We start from the raw sequence: 18805 nt of genomic DNA, 5'->3' as shown, positions 1-18805 counted from the left end.
ATGCAGACTGAACATCTGCTTTAATCTGCATTAATCTGCGTTTGAAGTATATCTCTTTACAGGGATAATCTCAATTACTTGCCAGCGGCTGCTGCTGCACCTCTTGCTGCACGAGTCAACTTAACAGCACATACAACGGCTTCTTTAGCACTAATCAGTTCAAGGCCTTCGAAGCTCAATTCGCCAACTTTAACAGTCTTGCCCAATCCTAGGTGAGAAACGTTAACGATCAGTTTCTCAGGAATTACATTGTACAAAGCTTTCACTTTGATCTTACGCATCTGCAGTGCAAGTTTACCACCGGCTTTCACACCTTCTGCAAGACCTTCCAACTGTACAGGTACTTCCATTACGATAGGTTTAGCTTCGTCAATCTGATAGAAGTCAACGTGCAGGATAGTATCTTTTACCGGATGGAACTGAATATCTTTCAGGATAGCGTTTACTTTTTTGCCATCGATAACCAAGTCTACAACGTAGATGTGCGGAGTATAAACTAAGTTACGAAGTCCTTCGTTAGTCACTGTGAAGTGAACTACTTCATTACCTCCGTAAAGTACACAAGGTACACCACCGTTTTTACGAATTTCTTTCAAAGCTCTAGCTTGTTCAGAAGAGCGTTCTGCAATTGTTCTTGCAGTTCCTTTTACTTCAATTGATTTCATTTCTTTAAAAATTTGTGTTACTCTAAATTAAGTTAGCTTGCTTAATTCACCATCACACGATGTGGATTATCACACGATGTTGCAAAAAAGCGGTGCAAAAGTACGTCTTTTTTTTGAAATATCAAAGAGTTACTTTCTTAAAAGTCAATATCGATCTTAATTTCGCTCTCTAACTTGTTTTCCCGGGCTTCTTCGATTGCTTTCTGTTCACTTTCTTCATCCGCTTCGGTGTTCAGGCGGGCGATGTATTCGTTCGCATCACTGCACTCAATGAAGTTGACTGCTTCTTCGAGTCCTGCCATAAACTTCTGAAAGTCCTCCCTATATAGGAAGATTTTGTGTTTTTCGAAACTAACCTGAGAATCGTCACCTTCTCCCGTTATCACTTTCTTACTCTCTGTAATAGCCAGGAACATTTCATCTTTACGATTCTTCTTTACGTCAAGGTAATAGATGCGTTTACCTGCTTTAATGGACTTGGAGAATACAATCTCCTTATCATTCATGTCTGCGCTCATTTTCTTTTTTAAATCTTCCATATCTTTCGGTCCGTTTATAATCGGCCTCAAAATTGGATATTTTTTTTAAACTGTCAAAAGAAAAAGCGCAGAGAATCAAATACTGCATTAAAAAATGTGATTTATTAGTGGAAACTCATTAAAAATATCTACTTTTGCAGTTCGATAACAACAGTATTAATTTGAATTATGATCAACAGAGTTCTTATTCGTCTTAAGATTATACAGATAGTATATGCCTATTATCAAAATGGCAGCAAAAATCTAGACTCAGCGGAGAAAGAGTTATTCTTTAGTCTTTCAAAGGCGTATGACCTTTATAATTATTTGCTAATGCTGATGATAGCATTGACAGAGTATGCACAAAAACGTATTGATGCGGCAAAAGCTAAATTGGCACCTACGAAAGAGGAGTTGTATCCCAACAGGAAGTTCGTAGATAACAAGTTTATTGCTCAATTGGAAGTCAATAAGCAATTGGTAGAGTTTATAGCCAATCAAAAAAGAACCTGGGCAAACGACCAGGACTTCATCAAGGAACTTTATGAGAAAATTGTAGAAACCGATATCTATAAAGATTATATGGCTTCTGACGACCACTCATACGAGGCCGATCGTGAATTATGGAGAAAACTCTATAAAACATACATCTTTAATAATGATTCTCTCGATCAGGTATTGGAAGATCAGAGTCTGTATTGGAATGATGACAAAGAAATTGTAGATACATTCGTCCTGAAAACGATCAAACGTTTTGATGAAAAGAAGGGTGCCAACCAGGAACTGCTTCCGGAATTTAAGGATGACGAAGATCAAGAGTTTGCACGTCGTCTGTTCCGTCGTACTATTTTGAATTCCGACTATTACCGTCATTTGGTTAGTGAGAATACAAAAAATTGGGATCTGGACCGTATTGCATTTATGGACGTTATCATTATGCAGACTGCATTAGCAGAAATTCTTAGTTTCCCGAACATTCCGGTCAGTGTTTCGTTAAATGAATATGTAGAGATAGCGAAGTTGTATAGCACAGCTAAAAGCGGTAGCTTTATCAACGGTACGCTGGATGGAATAGTTAATCAATTAAAAAAAGAAGGTAAGTTGACTAAAAACTGATACCTTTGTCCATATAGTAGAAACTAAAACAGATTATTTATGAACGTATTGACTGTATTATTGCAAGCTCCTGCCGGTGCTGCCGGAGGTGGAAGTATGATGTGGATCATGCTGATAGCTATGTTTGTTATCATGTATTTCTTTATGATCCGTCCTCAGAATAAGAAGCAAAAAGAAATAGCAAATTTCCGTAAATCTCTTCAGGTAAATCAGAATGTGATTACTGCAGGTGGTATCCACGGAACAATCAAGGAAATTACTGACGATTACATAGTACTTGAGATTGCTTCTAATGTAAAGATTAAAATAGACAAGAATTCTATTTTCGCTGATGCTTCAGCTGCTAGCAATCAATCTAAATAATAGTTGATAAATAAGTGCCTATGTTTGATCGTAGGAAAATAGAATATACATATTTAAAACTATCAAAGAAAATTAAGGATTTTCTGCTCAGTGATAAGAGCAGAGAGTTCTTAATTTTTTTATTTTTCTTCTTGATAGCCGGTGGATTTTGGCTGCTTCAGACTCTGAATAGTGACTATGAAGCCGAGTTCTCCATTCCGGTACGAATAAAAGATGTTCCCAATAATGTAGTGCTGACTTCGGAACCGCCTTCCGAACTTCGCGTCAGAGTGAAAGATAAAGGTACGGTGCTGCTCAATTATATGCTGGGGAAAAGTTTTTTCCCGGTAAATCTAGGTTTTCTTGATTATAAAGGAAAAGATAATCATGTGAAGATTTACGCATCTGATTTTGAGAAAAAGATATTGAGTCAATTGAATGTGTCTTCCAAAATTCTTTCAATCAAGCCGGATACATTAGAGTATATCTATTCTGAAGGAAAGTCTAAGTTAGTACCTGTCCGCTTTCAGGGGAAAGTGACAGCCGGACTTCAATATTATGTATCAGATACGATTTGTAATCCGGATTCTGTATTAGTTTATGCTCCGGAAGGAATTCTGGATACTATCACCACCGCATATACTCAAAAGATAAACCTGGAGAATATTTCAGATACAACCCGGCGACGAATTCCGCTGAATTCTGAAAGAGGAGTGAAGTTTGTTCCGGCTTCGGTAGAAATGATATTTCCGGTAGATATTTATACGGAGAAAACAGTAGAGGTGCCATTACACGGAGTTAATTTCCCAGCCGATAAGGCATTACGTACCTTCCCTTCCAAAGTTCAGATAACTTTCCAGGTGGGGTTAAAGCGGTTCCGCAGCATAAAAGCAAGCGATTTTATCATCAATATTTCTTACGAAGAGTTGTTGAAGCTGGGTTCTGATAAATATACGGTTAAATTGAAGTCGTTCCCAAGTGGAATCAATCAAATCCGTATTGTTCCTGAGCAAGTAGACTTCTTGATAGAACAAATTACTTCTAATGTCGATTAAGATTGGTATAACCGGTGGTATCGGTAGCGGGAAAAGTGTGGTTTCCAGATTATTTGGAATAATGGGAATTCCTGTTTATATTTCAGATATAGAAGCAAAGCGTATCACGCAGACAGATCCGGTGATTTGTCAGGAACTTTGTGCGCTGGTCGGTCAGGATGTGTTTCAAAATGGTGTGTTGAATCGTTCTTTGCTGGCATCCTATATGTTCGGTCATCCGAATCGTGTGCAGAAAGTGAATGAAATTATTCATCCACAGGTGAAAGAAGATTTTCGTCGGTGGGCTGCCCGGTTTGGTGGTGAACAATTGGTAGGTATGGAGTCTGCCATACTTGTGGAAGCCGGTTTTAGGAGTGAAGTTGATTTTCTGGTTATGGTGTATGCGCCGCTGGAAGTGAGAGTGGAGCGCGCCATAAAACGGGATTGTTCATCGAGAGAACAGGTGATGAAGCGTATTGAGGCACAAATGAGTGATGAAGTTAAGAGAAGTCATGCTGATTTCGTGATAGTCAATGATGATGAAACACCGTTAATTCCGCAGGTTTTGGAGCTTATTTCTTTGCTATCTAAAAATAATCATTACCTTTGCTCCGCAAAAAATAATTAATAAATAAAAGGATATATACTATGTTGAAGACTATCTTGTCTATCTCAGGTAAACCGGGATTATACAAACTTATTTCGCAAGGAAAAAATATGTTGATTGTTGAATCAGTCAGTGCTGAGAAGAAACGTTTCCCCGCTTATGGTAATGAAAAAATTATTTCTTTGGCCGATATAGCAATGTATACGGACGATGCAGAAGTGCCTTTGTATGATGTGCTGGAAGCTATAAAAGAGAAAGAGAAATCAGCGCAGGCTTCTATCGACCCGAAAAAGGCTACTCCTGAACAATTGCGTGAATACTTGGCTGAAGTATTACCAAACTTTGATCGTGAACGCGTATATGTAGCAGATATCAAGAAATTGGTAGCTTGGTATAACATTTTGATTTCTAATGGAATCACAGAATTTAAACCGGAAGGTGAAGTTAAGGAAGAAGCAGCTGCAGAATAATCTGTACCGTTTATTTAATCAAAAATAGAGAACATGATAAGCATTTAAAATGCTTATCATGTTTTTTCGTATAAACACTTGTATGTTCAGAAAAAAAATTAGTATTATTTGGGTAATCTTTTACTAAAATAAATATCTTCTACTTATATTGTAAATAATGATGCTTTTTTATGTATCTTTGTCGCTGTTCACTATTCTTGGGAATAGCAGTAGTGAACGGCGAATAACAATAGAGAACAAAAGCGTTATAAAGATATTATTCAAGACTTGAGATCTGGACAATATTGAACTACTTAGGAATAATGTTTAAACGCTCGTGTTCTGCCATGTATGTAAATATGTGGTTGAACATTAGTTGTTTTGCATGATTTAGCTAGTAGATGTCTAAAGCGTCAAGGGGGGATAATTGTAGTAAGTTCCCACGCTTTTTATTTTTAATAGCCTTCTAGGGGAGCAGATGGTTTTTGATGTAGGGTATGGAGACAATAACAAATAAAGAAGTAAACGTCCGTTTGGACAATGAAAAAGGGACATTATGCCTAACAGGTTTGTTGGCAGGTACAATGGTATTCCTTTACGATTCACAGGGAGAATTAAAAGGCAAACATAAATTTGCTTTGCCTTTATTGACTATGGAAATCCCTCAACAGGGTACCTATGTTTTGGTAATGAGCCATCCGAATTGCCAACCGGAAGTCCGGAGATTTACATATTCAGGGATATAAATAATACCGGTATGCTTCTTATCAAGCATACCGGTATTCTATTTAAATGGAAACTCTTAATTTCTGAATACCAATCCGTCTCCACCAGCGTCAACGGTAATTGCTTTACTGCGGTCGACTTCCTGGGAAAGTAACTTTTTGGATAGATCGTTCAATAGATAACGTTGAATAGCCCTCTTTACCGGACGAGCTCCAAATTCAGGATCATATCCCACTTGAGATAAGAAGTCCAATGCTCCTTCCGTCAGTTTCAGTTCCACTCCGTTTTCGGCAAGCATTTTCTGAACTCCCTTGATTTGTAAGAGTACGATCTGCTTGATTTCCTTTTCATTCAATGGTAAGAACATGATCGTTTCATCAATACGGTTCAGGAATTCCGGGCGAATCGTCTTTTTCAACATATTCATGACTTCCTTCTTCGTTTCTTCAATCACTTCTTCTTTATTGGAACCGTGCAACTTCTCCATCTGACTTTGTATATAAGAACTACCCATATTCGAAGTCATGATGATGATTGTATTTTTGAAGTTGACCACCCTTCCTTTATTGTCAGTCAGTCGTCCGTCATCCAATACCTGTAACAGGATATTGAAAACATCCGGATGAGCTTTTTCTATCTCGTCAAACAGGACAACAGAGTAAGGTTTCCGACGTATAGCTTCTGTCAGCTGACCGCCTTCATCATATCCTACGTATCCCGGAGGCGCTCCGACTAAACGGGAAACACTGTGCTTTTCCTGATACTCGCTCATGTCGATACGAGTCATCATCGTTTCGTCATCGAACAGGAATTCTGCCAATGCCTTCGCCAGTTCGGTCTTACCTACACCGGTGGTTCCGAGGAAAATGAACGAGCCAATCGGACGTTTCGGATCCTGTAATCCGGCACGACTACGGCGCACGGCATCTGCCACGGCTTCAATCGCTTCATCCTGACCGATTACACGTTGATGAAGTTCCTCTTCCAAGTGCAATAGTTTATCCTTTTCACTTTGCAGCATCTTGCTGACAGGAATACCTGTCCAACGGGAAACAACATCGGCAATGTCCTCAGCATCTACCTCTTCCTTAATCATGGCTTTATCGCCTTGCATATCACGTAGCTGCTTTTGAGTATCTTCTATCTCTTTGTCCAAAGCCTGAAGTTTACCGTAACGGATTTCGGCTACTTTACCATAGTCACCTTCACGTTCAGCTTTTTCTGCTTCAAATTTAAGATTCTCTATCTCAACCTTATTCTGCTGGATTTTATCCATCAGCGTTTTTTCACTCTGCCATTTGGCTTTAAAGGACTTTTCCTGTTCTTTAAGTTCGGCAAGCTCCTTACCGATGATTTCCAGTTTCGGTTTATCGTTTTCACGTTTAATAGCTTCCCGTTCGATTTCCAGCTGCTTGATTTTGCGGGAGATTTCATCCAGTTCTTCAGGAACAGAATCTACCTCCATACGCAGTTTAGCTGCAGCTTCATCCATCAGGTCAATGGCTTTATCCGGCAGGAAACGGTCGGTGATGTAACGGCTACTCAATTCGACGGCTGCAATGATGGCATCATCTTTGATACGCACATGGTGATGGTTCTCGTAACGCTCTTTCAGTCCACGAAGGATAGAAATGGTACTCAAGTTGTCCGGTTCATCCACTTGTACGATTTGGAAACGACGCTCCAAAGCTTTGTCCTTTTCGAAGTACTTTTGATATTCGTCGAGGGTTGTTGCTCCGATAGAACGTAATTCTCCACGAGCTAAGGCAGGTTTTAGAATGTTGGCGGCGTCCATGGCTCCTTCACCTTTTCCGGCACCTACCAGCGTGTGAATCTCATCAATGAACAGAATAATATCACCTTCTGATTTCTTCACCTCATTGACAACCGATTTCAATCGTTCTTCAAATTCACCTTTATATTTTGCACCGGCAACCAATGCTCCCATATCCAGTGAATAGACCTGCTTGTTTTTCAGGTTTTCAGGTACATCCCCGCGAAGGATACGATGTGCCAAGCCTTCTACAATCGCTGTCTTACCAGTTCCCGGTTCACCGATCAAAATTGGGTTGTTTTTTGTACGGCGGCTCAATATCTGGAGTACCCGGCGGATTTCTTCATCACGTCCGATTACGGGATCCAGTTTTCCGCTACGGGCAGCTTCGTTCAGGTTGATAGCGTACTTTTCCAATGATTGATAAGTATCTTCACTAGATTGTGACGTTACTTTTTCTCCTTTCCTCAACTCGCTGATGGCATTGCGTAATTCTTTTTCCGTCATACCGGCATCTTTCAAGATAGTGGAGACGGTACTTTTCACAGTCAGCAATGCTAGTATGATATGCTCTAATGAAACAAACTCATCGCCCATTTCTTTAGAATACTGTGTTGCTTTCTGCAATACTTCGTTAGATTCACGACTCAGATACGGTTCTCCGCCGGATACTTTTGGCAGGGAGTCGATCTGTTTGTCGACAACAAGAGCTACCTGCTGTCCGTTCATGCCAAGTTTCTGGAAAATGAAGTTAGTGACATTTTCACCTACCTTCATTACTCCCTGCATGATGTGGACAGGTTCAATGGCTTGTTGTCCCCGGCTTTGTACCAGGTTCACGGCCTCCTGTACCGCTTCTTGAGATTTGATGGTAAAATTGTTAAAGTTCATATCTTTGTTCTCCTTTCTTATTTCACGTTTTTAATAACACCTAAGAGGGCGCAAAAGATTTGCCAAGTATAAAAATATGACAAAATAGCATGAGTATTAAGGAGTTAAAGGACAAAATGACCTTTTTTATCTGGGAGTAACTGACGAATTTGCTATAAAATATCATTTGTTACCTGATACGCTTGTTTGTGTAATTTTAGCCTGTGATGAAAGAAAATAAATATTGAAAAGTGGATAAATAAAAGTATTGTAGTATCTTTATCCGCTGTAATAATATAGATGGTATATGAGTGATAAGCCCCAAATAAAACTTGCTGAAACAGTGGTGTTGATTGACGCTGCTTTTTTGAATTTTGTAATAACGGATATAAAAGGATATTTTGAAGAAACTTTGCATCGTTCTTTACAAGAGATAGACCTTTCGATGTTGACCACCTATATAACCTTGGATGCAGGGATTACAGAAGGGAAGAACGAGGTGCAATTTCTTTTTGTGTATGATAAAGAATCCAGTCGATTGCAATATTGCCAACCTTCCGATTTGCAGGAAGAATTGAATGGAGTTGCGTTTCAGAGCCCTTATGGTGAATATTCTTTTGCCAGCGTTCCGTCGGAAGGAATGGTGTCAAGAGAAGATTTGTTTTTGGATTTACTCTCTATCCTTTCCGATTCGGCAGACGTGAAAAGGATGATCGTTATTTCTTTCAATGAGGAGTATGGAAAGAAAGTGACTGATGCTTTGCATGAAGTGAAAGGCAAAGAGGTCATTCAATTCCGTATGAATGAGCCCGAACTTCCGGTGGATTATAAATGGGATATGCTGGCTTTCCCTGTCATGCAGGCGTTGGGGATAAAAGCGGAAGAATTGCAATAACTATTGTGCTTTTATTCTTTCTGTAATTCATTATTCGTCATTGATTTCTTAACTGTTAATCATAATTGCCGTGTCCGATTTTCGTTTAAAAGTATTTCAGAGCGTAGCGAAGAATCTAAGCTTTACGAAGGCTTCGCAAGAATTGTTTGTCAGTCAACCTGCTATCACCAAACATATTCAGGAGCTGGAGACTTACTATCAAGCTCGTTTGTTCGACCGTCAAGGGAGCAAAATCTCACTGACTAAGGCCGGAGAATTGCTGTTGAAACATAGTGAGAAAATCCTGGACGATTATAAACAATTAGAATATGAGATGCATCTGTTGCATAATGAATATATCGGCGAACTGAAATTGGGGGCCAGTACTACGATTGCGCAATATGTACTTCCTCCTCTGTTAGCGAACTTTATAGCCAAGTTTCCGCAAATCAATCTTTCTTTGATTAATGGAAATTCCCGGGGAGTGGAAGCTGCCTTGCAAGAGCATCGGATTGATTTGGGACTGGTCGAAGGGATCTTCCGCTTACCTAATCTGAAATATACTCCATTTTTGCAAGACGAACTGGTTGCCGTGGTGCATACACAGAGTAAATTAGCTCTCACGGATGAGATTACTCCGGAAGATTTGCTGAATATTCCTTTGGTTTTGCGGGAGAGGGGCTCCGGTACATTAGATGTGTTTGAACGCGCCTTATTGCAACATAATCTCAAACTTTCTTCTTTAAATGTATTGATGTATCTCGGTAGTACAGAGAGTATCAAGCTTTTTTTGGAACATACGGACTGTATGGGAATTGTTTCTATCCGTTCGGTGCATAAAGAGCTTGTAGCTGGCAATCTCCGTGTAGTCGAAATAAAAGGAATGCCAATGCTGCGCGAATTTAACTTTGTACAGCTGCAAGGGCAGGAGGGAGGATTGTCACAGGTATTTATGCGTTTCGCCGGACATCATAGTAAGAGCCTGTAAGCTTGTCTTTTTCTCTCGTGCAATCGCTTCTCCAGAATAAGAAAAATGATTTTCATTTCTCATATTCTCATAATTATTTTATAATAATCTTATAACCAGATAATTACTGAATGAGAAACGTTTTGAGAAAGCCTATTTCTCATAGTTTCTTTAGTGAAATAGGCCTCAAAACAGTTAGGGATATTCAGTAAATGTTCCTCTTTCTAAAAAATCAAGAGAAAAGCTTTGCTTTACGTGAGCTTTTCTCTTGATTTTTTCGTTCAACTCTCCCAGTCTTCTATCTTTTTTGTACAATATTGTTTACATATTCTTGTTTTTTCCTTCCCACCCTTGCATTATGTACATGTCTTTTTTAGGGGAAGTTAAAACCTCTCCTGTTTTTCCTGTTATTTTAGTCAGATTATGCTGCCTTTCTTTTTTTCTTTTCGACCTTTTCTATCATACATACCGCATTGGCTGTATGTATCCCAAAGAAAATCCAAAGTACTTCCGTTTTCCTGTTTCTAGCTTTTATCCTGGCCAGTGAGTAATGTTGTTTCTGCGTTCCAAAACTTCCTTCCAGGCGGGTAGCTCTTTCACGGCTGAGTTCCGACCGTAAGATTTTCCGAAGCGGCTCATCTTTGGCAGCTCTGCCCTTACGCTTAAAGGAAGTACTTATATGATATTTTGTACAAAATTTCCGGTTGGCATTATTGGCATAGATTGAATCCGCCGCAAGCGCCTTAACCCTGACCCCGGTCAGTTGTTGTTGCAGATGAATACAGTCTTTCAAACGTACTCCTTCGTTAAAAGCCTTAAAGGAGATATGTTCTATAAAGGAGATTCCGTCTATCTGTATATTGTTGACTTTGGCTCCGAATTCAACGGATTTGGTTTCCTTGCCTCTGATAATGGGACGAAGGTAATGCCGGTCGATACTCACGATACGGTTGGACACTTTTTTGCCTGCAAATAAATTTTTCCCTTGCTCAAGGACTGTCTGTATGACCGAGAAACGTCTTTGGTAATCAGAGGATAGTGTAAGCCTGTTCCTGTAGGATGAATGAAGCTGCTCCAGCTGGTCAAGTAACTTTTCCAATAACTGAAGTAACCTTCGTGTAATCATACGAGTCTGTGATTTCTTGCGTTTACGCAGTTTGCTATAAGCAAGATAGGCACGGCGTACATCAAGATACTTGTTACGGGGACGTTGTATGTGCAAGGTCTGGCAATGTTTGCACAGATGACGATGAAGCCATACAATACCTTCCCATAAGAGTTTGGTATCAGTAGGAAAGCGCAGATGACTTTCATAACAGGTGGCATCGGTCATACAGACATGAAGGTTCTCAAGATAAGGTTTCCAATGCTCGGCAAGAATGAGCTGGAGGGACTCAATATCAAGGCGATCCGCTAGTTCCTGACGAATTGCACTGACGATTTTAGGATTGGTCAGTGGATGAAGCGGATCAATCTGAATACCACAAAATAACTGGTAATGAATATTACCGTTTAAATGCTCAATCAGTTGTGCATCGGAAAAGTTGGTATAGGACTTCAAGACCATCAAGGCTATTTTACCTTCGGGAGAAAAATAACTTTTACGCCCCAAAGGAGAGGACTTCAAATGCATTTGTCGGGCCAGTTCCGAGAAAGGGAACAGAGAATGGAGTCGACCTAATTCACTCGTTGCAAAACTTTGACGATATTTTTTAAGCATATCGAACTCGGTAAAACCTAAACAAGGTTCGATTTCTGAGATTTTTTGTATCTTTACCATGTGTTTTTATTTTTAATTCCCCCCGTTTTGGCCGTCAAACCGTTTTTGGGGGGGAATGCTTAAAGATACAAAAAAGGCAACTAACTCGCAATGAATTAGTTGCCTTAAATTTTATTATTTTAGGAATATCCCCAGTTATTTCTCATCTATTTTCGGGGTATTTCTCATACTGTTATCCTCTTCGTTCGACTATTTTTTCTTTATATATACCCTGTGTGCTCCTCTTCCTGTGATTTCTATTCCAGAATCCGGTTGATGTCCCCACTGTCTTAGTTCGTTGGTTGCTGCTGTTTGCAACAATCCTGTTAGTTTGCGATATTCCCAAACGGTCAGGAAGGGATGTTCATCCAGATACTTTAGAGCTAATGCCAGTCGTTGTTCCGATGTGAATTTATTAGAGGATCGTTGCTTTTTCCAGGGTGCTCTTTCCAGTTGGCATCTTTCGCTGATATTTCTCACCATTTCTCGGTCTACCCGGAAATTTACACCTCCTATAAAAATACTTTGTGCGTTGCGATGACTCCCCCCTTCTTCTGGATCTTCCCGCTCCTTGTCTCTGCCTAAAGTAAGAGAGGGAGTAAACGTTCCTATTCCGTCTATCTTTACCGAGCGTCCTTCTGCCATCAAATGCGCCATTTCAATGGCGGTCTGAAGTAGTACGCCTTCTATGTCTCCTGCACTGAATCCACTGACGTCGCCAACTCGTTGCGCTAACTCTTTTATGCTTGTATTATCTATCCGCGCAAATTTAGGATAAGTAATTCTTTTGCCTGTTTTCTGAAGATCGGGCATCTCCTCTATGATATATCTTGCCATATCATCTATTGTTTAAAGTATTAATAGATAAGTTCTTTTGTATTAGAGGCAAACTTCCTTTCTTCTAATAGTAAAGTTCCTTTTGATTAATTATAAACTATAAATGCAACTTTTGTTTTTATAATTGAAGCTTGCGTTTATAAAAACAAAGCTTTCATTTTTATAATCAAAGCTTGCATTTATAGTTTACTCTTATACAAAGATAAGTTTTCTATTTGACAAAAAGAAGTTTATCCTTAATAAAGAAGAAGTTTTCTATTAATAGTTTGGGAGGGAATGAAGATGATGAAAGAGAAAGGATATAACGGGATTTTATGCTTAATATATTATTTCCTAAAAAGTGGATGCAATGCTTCTGTTAGTTTTTAGAAAAGTGTATATTTGTAATATTATGAGTCATACTAATATCATGCAAGCTGAAGAAAATGATTTGGTAAACATTTTATCTTTGCAAAAGAAATCTTTTATGGTGGTGGCCGAGCGAATGAATAAATTCGATCTTCCCCCTTTGTTGCAAAATCAGGATGAGATTTGTGATGAGTATCAGACAGGCATTATTCTAAAATACGTATCAGATGATGAACAGATTGTAGGTTCTGTCAGGGGACGTATGGATGAAAATAGAGTATGTCATATTGGTAAATTGATAGTGCATCCCGATTTTCAGAATAAAGGTATAGGTAGAGAACTTATGACTGAAATAGAACGATTATTTCCCCACTGTCATAAGTTTTCTCTTTTTACGGGTGAAGAGACACCCAATACTTTGCATCTATATAGCAAAGTCGGTTATAATATTGTATGTAGAAAAGAAATGGAGGGTATCAGCATGATTATTATGGAAAAAGAAAAACTTACTTATAGAGATTTTACGTTTGACGATTTAGAAACTGTTTGTAAATTACCTCGAAACAAGCAGGAACTGTTTTTTATGTTTCCTAAAGCTGATTTTCCTTTAACAATCAATCAATTAAAGAATACAATAAAAGATAGATTTGATTCGACTGTTGTTTTATTTAATAATGAAGTAGTAGGGTTTGCAAATTTCTATGAGGTAAGAGAATCTCAATATTGTGCTATTGGAAATGTAATAGTAAGTCCTTGTTTTCGTAATCGTGGCGTTGGCACATTTCTGATAAATGCTATGGAAGATATTGGGAAAAAGAAATATAATGTATCGGAGCTTCATTTGTCTTGTTTTGATGCTAATACGAGTGGGCTTCTGTTATATACTAAATTAGGATATAAACCCTATGAAATAGAGAAGTACATTAATAAGGAAAACGAAGTCTCGGCTTTAATAGAATTGAAAAAAGTGCTGTGATTCGAAATAAATCACTTATTTGATTCTGTTATCTCCTGAAAGTATGATAACTTAAAAAAATGCGAGAAGTATCTATGACTGACTATAACTTACAACGATTTTTAGATGCCCAGCGAGGTGATTATGAACAAGCCCTTGCAGAAGTTAGAAACGGGCGGAAATATTCCCATTGGATTTGGTATATATTTCCTCAACTGAAAGGATTGGGCATGAGTTATAATTCACAGTATTATGGTCTTAGCGGCAAAGAAGAGGCTGAAGCATATCTTGCCCATCCAATTTTGGGAGAAAGACTTCGTGAAATAACGTCTGCTTTTCTTCAATTGAAGAATAAAACGGCGCAGGAAGTTTTCGGTTCGTTAGATGCGATGAAAGTATTGTCATGCATGACGCTTTTTAATGAAGTTGCTTCGGATGATTTGTTTCAGCAAGTGATCGACCATTATTATCAGGGTAAAGTGGATGAGACAACAAAAAGAAAATTGGAATAATAACTAATACTATTTTATATGGGCTGTTTAATGAATCTATTGTGGCTGCTGCTTGGTGGTATCTTTACTGCTGTCGAATACCTCATTTCGAGTTTATTGATGATGCTGACCATTATCGGCATTCCTTTTGGAATGCAAACATTGAAGTTGGCCGGACTTGCTTTATGGCCTTTCGGTAAAGAAGTCAGAAGTGGGAACCGTTCCGGTGGCTGCTTCTATATATTGATGAATATCCTGTGGATATTTCTGGGTGGCATTTGGATCTGTCTGTCACATTTGGTTTTCGGGGCTATATTGTGCATTACCATTATCGGAATCCCTTTTGGATTACAACACTTCAAGTTGGCAGCTTTGGCATTATCGCCTTTTGGGAAAGACATTGTAACAGTGTAAGAGTAGTTGGGGGAGAGTATGTTTATAATTAAAAGTTATAATGCATAATTAGAAACTATTGGTGGGTCTTGATTGTTTACCGTACCTTTGCACCCGGAAAACAATTAAAGACAAAAAGATATGATTTCAACAGCTACAAAAACTTTGCAGGCAAATAATAAGATGATTTATGTTGCGCTGCTTTCCACTCTGACTTTCTTCCTGTTTTTAGACTATATTCCGGGATTGGAAGCATGGTCGGCTTGGGTAACTCCTCCCGTTGCTTTGTTCCTCGGACTTATTTTTGCATTAACTTGCGGACAAGCACATCCAAAGTTTAATAAGAAAACATCGAAATATCTGTTACAATATTCAGTAGTAGGACTGGGATTCGGTATGAACCTTCATTCTGCTTTAGCTTCCGGTAAGGAAGGTATGGAATTTACGGTCATTTCAGTAATCGGAACATTGGTGATTGGCTGGTTCATCGGACGTAAATTGTTTAAAATAGACCGGAATACAGCTTATCTTATCAGTTCGGGAACCGCTATCTGTGGTGGTAGTGCTATCGCAGCAGTGGGACCGGTGTTGAAAGCGAAGGACAGTGAAATGTCTGTGGCATTAGGTACAATCTTTATCTTGAATGCTATTGCACTTTTCATTTTCCCTGCCATTGGTCATGCATTGAATATGGATCAACAACAGTTCGGAACATGGGCAGCTATTGCCATTCATGATACCAGTTCTGTAGTAGGCGCGGGAGCTGCTTATGGAGAAGAAGCATTGAAGGTGGCTACTACTATCAAATTAACTCGTGCTCTTTGGATTATCCCGATGGCTTTTGCTACTTCATTTATATTCAAGAGCAAAGGACAAAAGATCAGTATTCCATGGTTCATCCTCTTCTTTGTATTGGCATTGGTGGTAAATACTTATTTACTGGATGGAGTGCCACAATTAGGAGCAGCTATCAACGGTATTGCCCGTAAGACTTTGACGATAACTATGTTCTTTATCGGTGCTTCTCTTTCTATTGATGTTCTGAAAGCCGTTGGAATTAAACCTCTGATTCAAGGAATATTGCTTTGGATAATTATCAGCTTGAGTACATTAGCATATATTTATTTTGTATAAGAGATAAAAGAGAGAATGATATAAAAGAGAAAAAGGTGGGAGAATGATCGTATACGACTTTCTCCCACCTTTATTTATTTAGCTTTCAGCCTACGGATAAGCAGATCTAAAGCTATTTATTTCTTCTTCAATTCTTCAAAAATCAGTCCTTCCAGTTCTTCTGCCAGTTCAGGATTATCCATAATGCATTGTTTAGCAGCATCACGTCCTTGTCCTAACTTAGTGTCGTTGTAGCTATACCATGAACCACTCTTCTTGATGATTCCCAGTTCAGCACCCAAGTCGATAATTTCTCCGGAGTGGGAGATACCTTCACCGAACATGATGTCAAATTCAGCTCTGCGGAAAGGAGGCGCTACTTTGTTCTTCACTACTTTCACTTTGGTCAGTTTACCAAGGATCTCTTCACCATCTTTGATAGGTTGGCTACCACGGATATCCAAACGTACGGAAGCATAGAACTTCAAAGCGTTACCACCAGTCGTTGTTTCCGGGTTACCGAACATAACACCGATCTTCTCACGCAACTGGTTAATGAAAATACAAGTTGTACGTGTCTTGCTCACTGCAGCTGTCAACTTACGGAGAGCCTGAGACATCAAACGTGCCTGAAGACCTACCTTATTGTCACCCATGTCACCTTCGATTTCCGCTTTAGGAGTCAGTGCGGCTACAGAGTCGATAACGATGATGTCGATAGCAGAAGAACGGATCAGTTGTTCTGCAATTTCCAAAGCCTGTTCTCCATTGTCCGGTTGAGAGATATAAAGATCATCAATGTTTACTCCCAGCTTAGATGCATAGAAACGGTCGAAAGCATGCTCGGCATCAATAAAAGCAGCGATACCGCCAGCTTTTTGCGCTTCAGCAATGGCATGAATAGCCAATGTTGTTTTACCGGATGATTCCGGGCCATAGATTTCGATGATTCTACCTCTAGGGTAACCTCCAACACCAAGTGCCACGTTCAAGGCAATAGAGCCTGTCGGGATCACTTCTACTTGTTCAACACTATCATCTCCCATTTTCATGATAGAACCTTTACCGAAGCTCTTTTCTATCTTTTCCATGGCAGCCTGTAAGGCTTTTAGTTTTTCGCTTGATGCCATTTTATTATCTGTTTCAAAATTAAGTTCATCTTTCTTTGCCATACCTTATTCTTATATAATTAATGGAGTTATTGATTTAAAATCTGTGAGGCATGTTCCTTGGTCTTCACTTCTTTAGGAGTGATAATCCGTTCTACGATTCCCTCTTCATTAATCAGGAAAGTAGTGCGGAAAGTACCCATGTAAGCACGTCCGTACAGTTTCTTTTCTCCCCATACTCCAAACTCTTCCACTAACTTTTTGTCAGTGTCGGCAATCAGGGTAAAAGGAAGATTGTTCTTTTCGATAAATTTCTGGTGCGACTTTTCATTGTCTACGCTGACACCGATTACTTCATAGCCGGCTTTACGTAGTTCGGAATAGTTGTCGCGCAGATTACACGCTTGTGCGGTGCAACCCGATGTACTGTCCTTCGGGTAGAAGTACAACACAATCTTTTTTCCTTTATAAGCACTTAAACGGATTTCTTCGCCTTTTTCATTGATGCCTAAGATTTCCGGTGCTTTATCTCCTACGTTTATCATAACTATCTTTTTAATGAACAGGTCTACTCTTATAATTCCAGATTTTTGTCGAACTCTTCATGCCAGGGAAGACCTTGCTTGTTGAGTTGTTCCATAAACGGATCCGGATTGAACTCTTCTACGTTGTTTACACCCGGACGTTTCCATTCACCTTTGAAGAACATCATCGCTCCGATCATTGCCGGAACTCCGGTGGTGTAGCTCACTCCTTGCATACCAGTTTCCCGGTAAGCTTCCTGATGGCTGCAGTTGTTGTATACATAATAAGTACGTTCCTTGCCATCTTTCAAACCGCGGATACGACAACCGATAGAGGTTTCTCCTTCGTAGTTTTCTCCTAAATCCTGTGGGTTAGGCAATACAGCTTTCAAGAATTGTAGCGGCACAATCTTCACTCCGTTGTAATCAACTTCGTCGATTCGTGCCATACCGATGTTTTGGATAACGCGTAAGTGAGTTAAATACTCTTGTCCGAAAGTCATCCAGAAACGTGCACGTTTGATCGTCGGGTAATGTTTCACCAATGACTCCAGTTCTTCGTGATAAAGGAGATAAGAATCACGGGGACCGATGTTCGGATATGTCAGGTCTTTATGAATTTCCAGCGGACCGGTAGTTACCCATTTGCCATTTTCATAATAGCGTCCGTTCTGTGTAATTTCACGGATGTTGATTTCCGGATTGAAGTTCGTAGCAAATGCTTTATGATGGTTACCCGCATTACAGTCTACAATGTCCAGATATTGAATCTCATCAAAATAATGTTTAGCTGCATAAGCGGTATAGATGCCACTTACTCCCGGGTCGAATCCGCAACCGAGAATAGCTGTCAGACCTGCTTCTTTGAAGCGATCGTGGTAAGCCCACTGCCAACTGTATTCAAAGTGAGCTTCATCCTTCGGCTCGTAGTTAGCGGTGTCCAGATAGTTCACTCCAGCTTTCAGACAAGCTTCCATAATAGTCAGATCCTGATAAGGGAGAGCCACATTAATCACCATTTCCGGTTTGAAATCGTTGAATAAGGCTACCAGCTCATCTACATTGTCTGCATCAACTTTAGCTGTTTTTATATTGGGGTTACCTATTGCCTCGACGATTTTATCGCATTTTTCTTTCGTACGGCTGGCAATCATGATATCTGTAAATACATCGGCATTTTGTGCCACTTTGTGCGCAACGACAGTGCCAACACCGCCCGCACCAATAATAAGAACTCTACCCATTTCGTTAATTGCGAATTAAAATATTAAGAATATTGGAATTGTTAGCTTTGCAAATATACGTGATTATTTTCAGATAATCATTCGCAGCTA

The 18805-nt window shown here is 39.4% G+C and carries 20 protein-coding genes; 12 read left to right on the top strand and 8 right to left on the bottom strand.

Annotation, left to right across the window (positions count from 1 at the left end; translation table 11 throughout):
* Nucleotides 1-74 precede the first annotated feature (74 nt).
* Together KSX81_RS01535 and KSX81_RS01530 are read right to left on the bottom strand one after the other, a co-directional pair.
* Entirely contained in the window at nt 75-665 is a 591-nt protein-coding gene (locus KSX81_RS01535) for a 50S ribosomal protein L25/general stress protein Ctc (RefSeq protein ID WP_004302060.1), read from the bottom strand.
* Between the two features lie 137 nt (nt 666-802).
* Nucleotides 803-1204: a PUR family DNA/RNA-binding protein gene (locus KSX81_RS01530; RefSeq protein ID WP_004302061.1), complete on the bottom strand. Its 402-nt coding sequence runs from the start codon at nt 1202-1204 to the stop codon at nt 803-805.
* Nucleotides 1205-1372: 168 nt separating this feature from the next.
* On the opposite strand from KSX81_RS01530, the gene nusB reads away from it, so the two are divergent.
* The 6 genes from nusB (at nt 1373) to KSX81_RS01500 (ending at nt 5477) form a co-directional block, all read left to right on the top strand.
* Nucleotides 1373-2299, top strand: coding sequence for a transcription antitermination factor NusB (nusB, locus tag KSX81_RS01525; RefSeq protein ID WP_004302062.1), 927 nt, complete (start codon nt 1373-1375; stop codon nt 2297-2299).
* 39 nt (nt 2300-2338) lie between these two features.
* Nucleotides 2339-2662, top strand: a complete 324-nt coding sequence (gene yajC, locus KSX81_RS01520) for a preprotein translocase subunit YajC (protein ID WP_004302063.1) — start codon at nt 2339-2341, stop codon at nt 2660-2662.
* Between the two features lie 20 nt (nt 2663-2682).
* Nucleotides 2683-3696, top strand: coding sequence for a CdaR family protein (locus KSX81_RS01515; protein WP_004305632.1), 1014 nt, complete (start codon nt 2683-2685; stop codon nt 3694-3696).
* Nucleotides 3686-4303, top strand: coding sequence for a dephospho-CoA kinase (coaE, locus tag KSX81_RS01510; RefSeq protein WP_004302065.1), 618 nt, complete (start codon nt 3686-3688; stop codon nt 4301-4303). Before KSX81_RS01515 ends, coaE begins: the two co-directional genes overlap by 11 nt.
* 20 nt (nt 4304-4323) lie before the next feature.
* Nucleotides 4324-4752, top strand: coding sequence for a DUF5606 domain-containing protein (locus KSX81_RS01505; RefSeq protein WP_217726007.1), 429 nt, complete (start codon nt 4324-4326; stop codon nt 4750-4752).
* A 476-nt stretch (nt 4753-5228) separates the two neighbouring features.
* On the top strand, nt 5229-5477 hold the full coding sequence (locus tag KSX81_RS01500; RefSeq protein WP_004302068.1) for a hypothetical protein: 249 nt from the start codon (nt 5229-5231) through the stop codon (nt 5475-5477).
* A gap of 56 nt (nt 5478-5533) precedes the next feature.
* Here KSX81_RS01500 and clpB read toward each other — a convergent pair whose 3' ends face one another.
* Nucleotides 5534-8122 carry an ATP-dependent chaperone ClpB gene (gene clpB, locus KSX81_RS01495; protein ID WP_004302069.1) on the bottom strand — a complete coding sequence of 863 codons (2589 nt, stop codon included), beginning with the start codon at nt 8120-8122 and terminating at the stop codon, nt 5534-5536.
* A gap of 286 nt (nt 8123-8408) precedes the next feature.
* Between clpB and KSX81_RS01490 the strand changes: the two genes are divergently transcribed.
* Entirely contained in the window at nt 8409-8996 is a 588-nt protein-coding gene (locus KSX81_RS01490; protein ID WP_217726008.1) for a DUF6621 family protein, read from the top strand.
* 70 nt (nt 8997-9066) lie between these two features.
* The gene (locus KSX81_RS01485) at nt 9067-9963 is read left to right on the top strand and encodes a LysR family transcriptional regulator (RefSeq protein ID WP_217726009.1); all 897 of its coding nucleotides are present in this window, start codon (nt 9067-9069) and stop codon (nt 9961-9963) included.
* Nucleotides 9964-10363: 400 nt separating this feature from the next.
* Here the strand turns inward: KSX81_RS01485 and KSX81_RS01480 are convergent, their stop codons facing one another.
* Together KSX81_RS01480 and KSX81_RS01475 are read right to left on the bottom strand one after the other, a co-directional pair.
* Nucleotides 10364-11722, bottom strand: coding sequence for a transposase (locus KSX81_RS01480; protein ID WP_217726205.1), 1359 nt, complete (start codon nt 11720-11722; stop codon nt 10364-10366).
* Nucleotides 11723-11911: 189 nt separating this feature from the next.
* Nucleotides 11912-12538 (bottom strand): HU family DNA-binding protein, encoded by a 627-nt coding sequence (locus KSX81_RS01475; protein WP_004302073.1) that lies wholly within the window; start codon nt 12536-12538, stop codon nt 11912-11914.
* A gap of 391 nt (nt 12539-12929) precedes the next feature.
* Here KSX81_RS01475 and KSX81_RS01470 point away from each other — a divergent pair, with 391 nt between their 5' ends.
* The 4 genes from KSX81_RS01470 (at nt 12930) to KSX81_RS01455 (ending at nt 15859) form a co-directional block, all read left to right on the top strand.
* Entirely contained in the window at nt 12930-13862 is a 933-nt protein-coding gene (locus tag KSX81_RS01470) for a GNAT family N-acetyltransferase (protein WP_229065832.1), read from the top strand.
* A 59-nt stretch (nt 13863-13921) separates the two neighbouring features.
* Complete coding sequence (locus KSX81_RS01465) at nt 13922-14353, top strand: DUF1810 domain-containing protein (protein ID WP_211480667.1); 432 nt, start codon at nt 13922-13924, stop codon at nt 14351-14353.
* Nucleotides 14354-14371: 18 nt separating this feature from the next.
* Entirely contained in the window at nt 14372-14746 is a 375-nt protein-coding gene (locus KSX81_RS01460; protein ID WP_211480666.1) for a YccF domain-containing protein, read from the top strand.
* A 120-nt stretch (nt 14747-14866) separates the two neighbouring features.
* Nucleotides 14867-15859: a YeiH family protein gene (locus tag KSX81_RS01455; RefSeq protein WP_004302077.1), complete on the top strand. Its 993-nt coding sequence runs from the start codon at nt 14867-14869 to the stop codon at nt 15857-15859.
* 116 nt (nt 15860-15975) lie between these two features.
* Here the strand turns inward: KSX81_RS01455 and recA are convergent, their stop codons facing one another.
* From recA to KSX81_RS01440, 3 genes are read right to left on the bottom strand one after another with little or no spacing between them, the layout of a single operon-like run.
* Complete coding sequence (gene recA, locus KSX81_RS01450; protein ID WP_009000702.1) at nt 15976-17010, bottom strand: recombinase RecA; 1035 nt, start codon at nt 17008-17010, stop codon at nt 15976-15978.
* A 26-nt stretch (nt 17011-17036) separates the two neighbouring features.
* On the bottom strand, nt 17037-17492 hold the full coding sequence (bcp, locus tag KSX81_RS01445; protein ID WP_004325328.1) for a thioredoxin-dependent thiol peroxidase: 456 nt from the start codon (nt 17490-17492) through the stop codon (nt 17037-17039).
* A gap of 29 nt (nt 17493-17521) precedes the next feature.
* Nucleotides 17522-18715 carry a saccharopine dehydrogenase family protein gene (locus KSX81_RS01440; protein ID WP_004302080.1) on the bottom strand — a complete coding sequence of 398 codons (1194 nt, stop codon included), beginning with the start codon at nt 18713-18715 and terminating at the stop codon, nt 17522-17524.
* Nucleotides 18716-18805 lie beyond the last annotated feature (90 nt).

The organism is Bacteroides sp. MSK.18.37, from assembly GCF_019129155.2.
Classification (GTDB): Bacteria; Bacteroidota; Bacteroidia; order Bacteroidales; family Bacteroidaceae; genus Bacteroides; species Bacteroides ovatus.
This window is presented reverse-complemented; position numbering and strand designations above follow the sequence as displayed.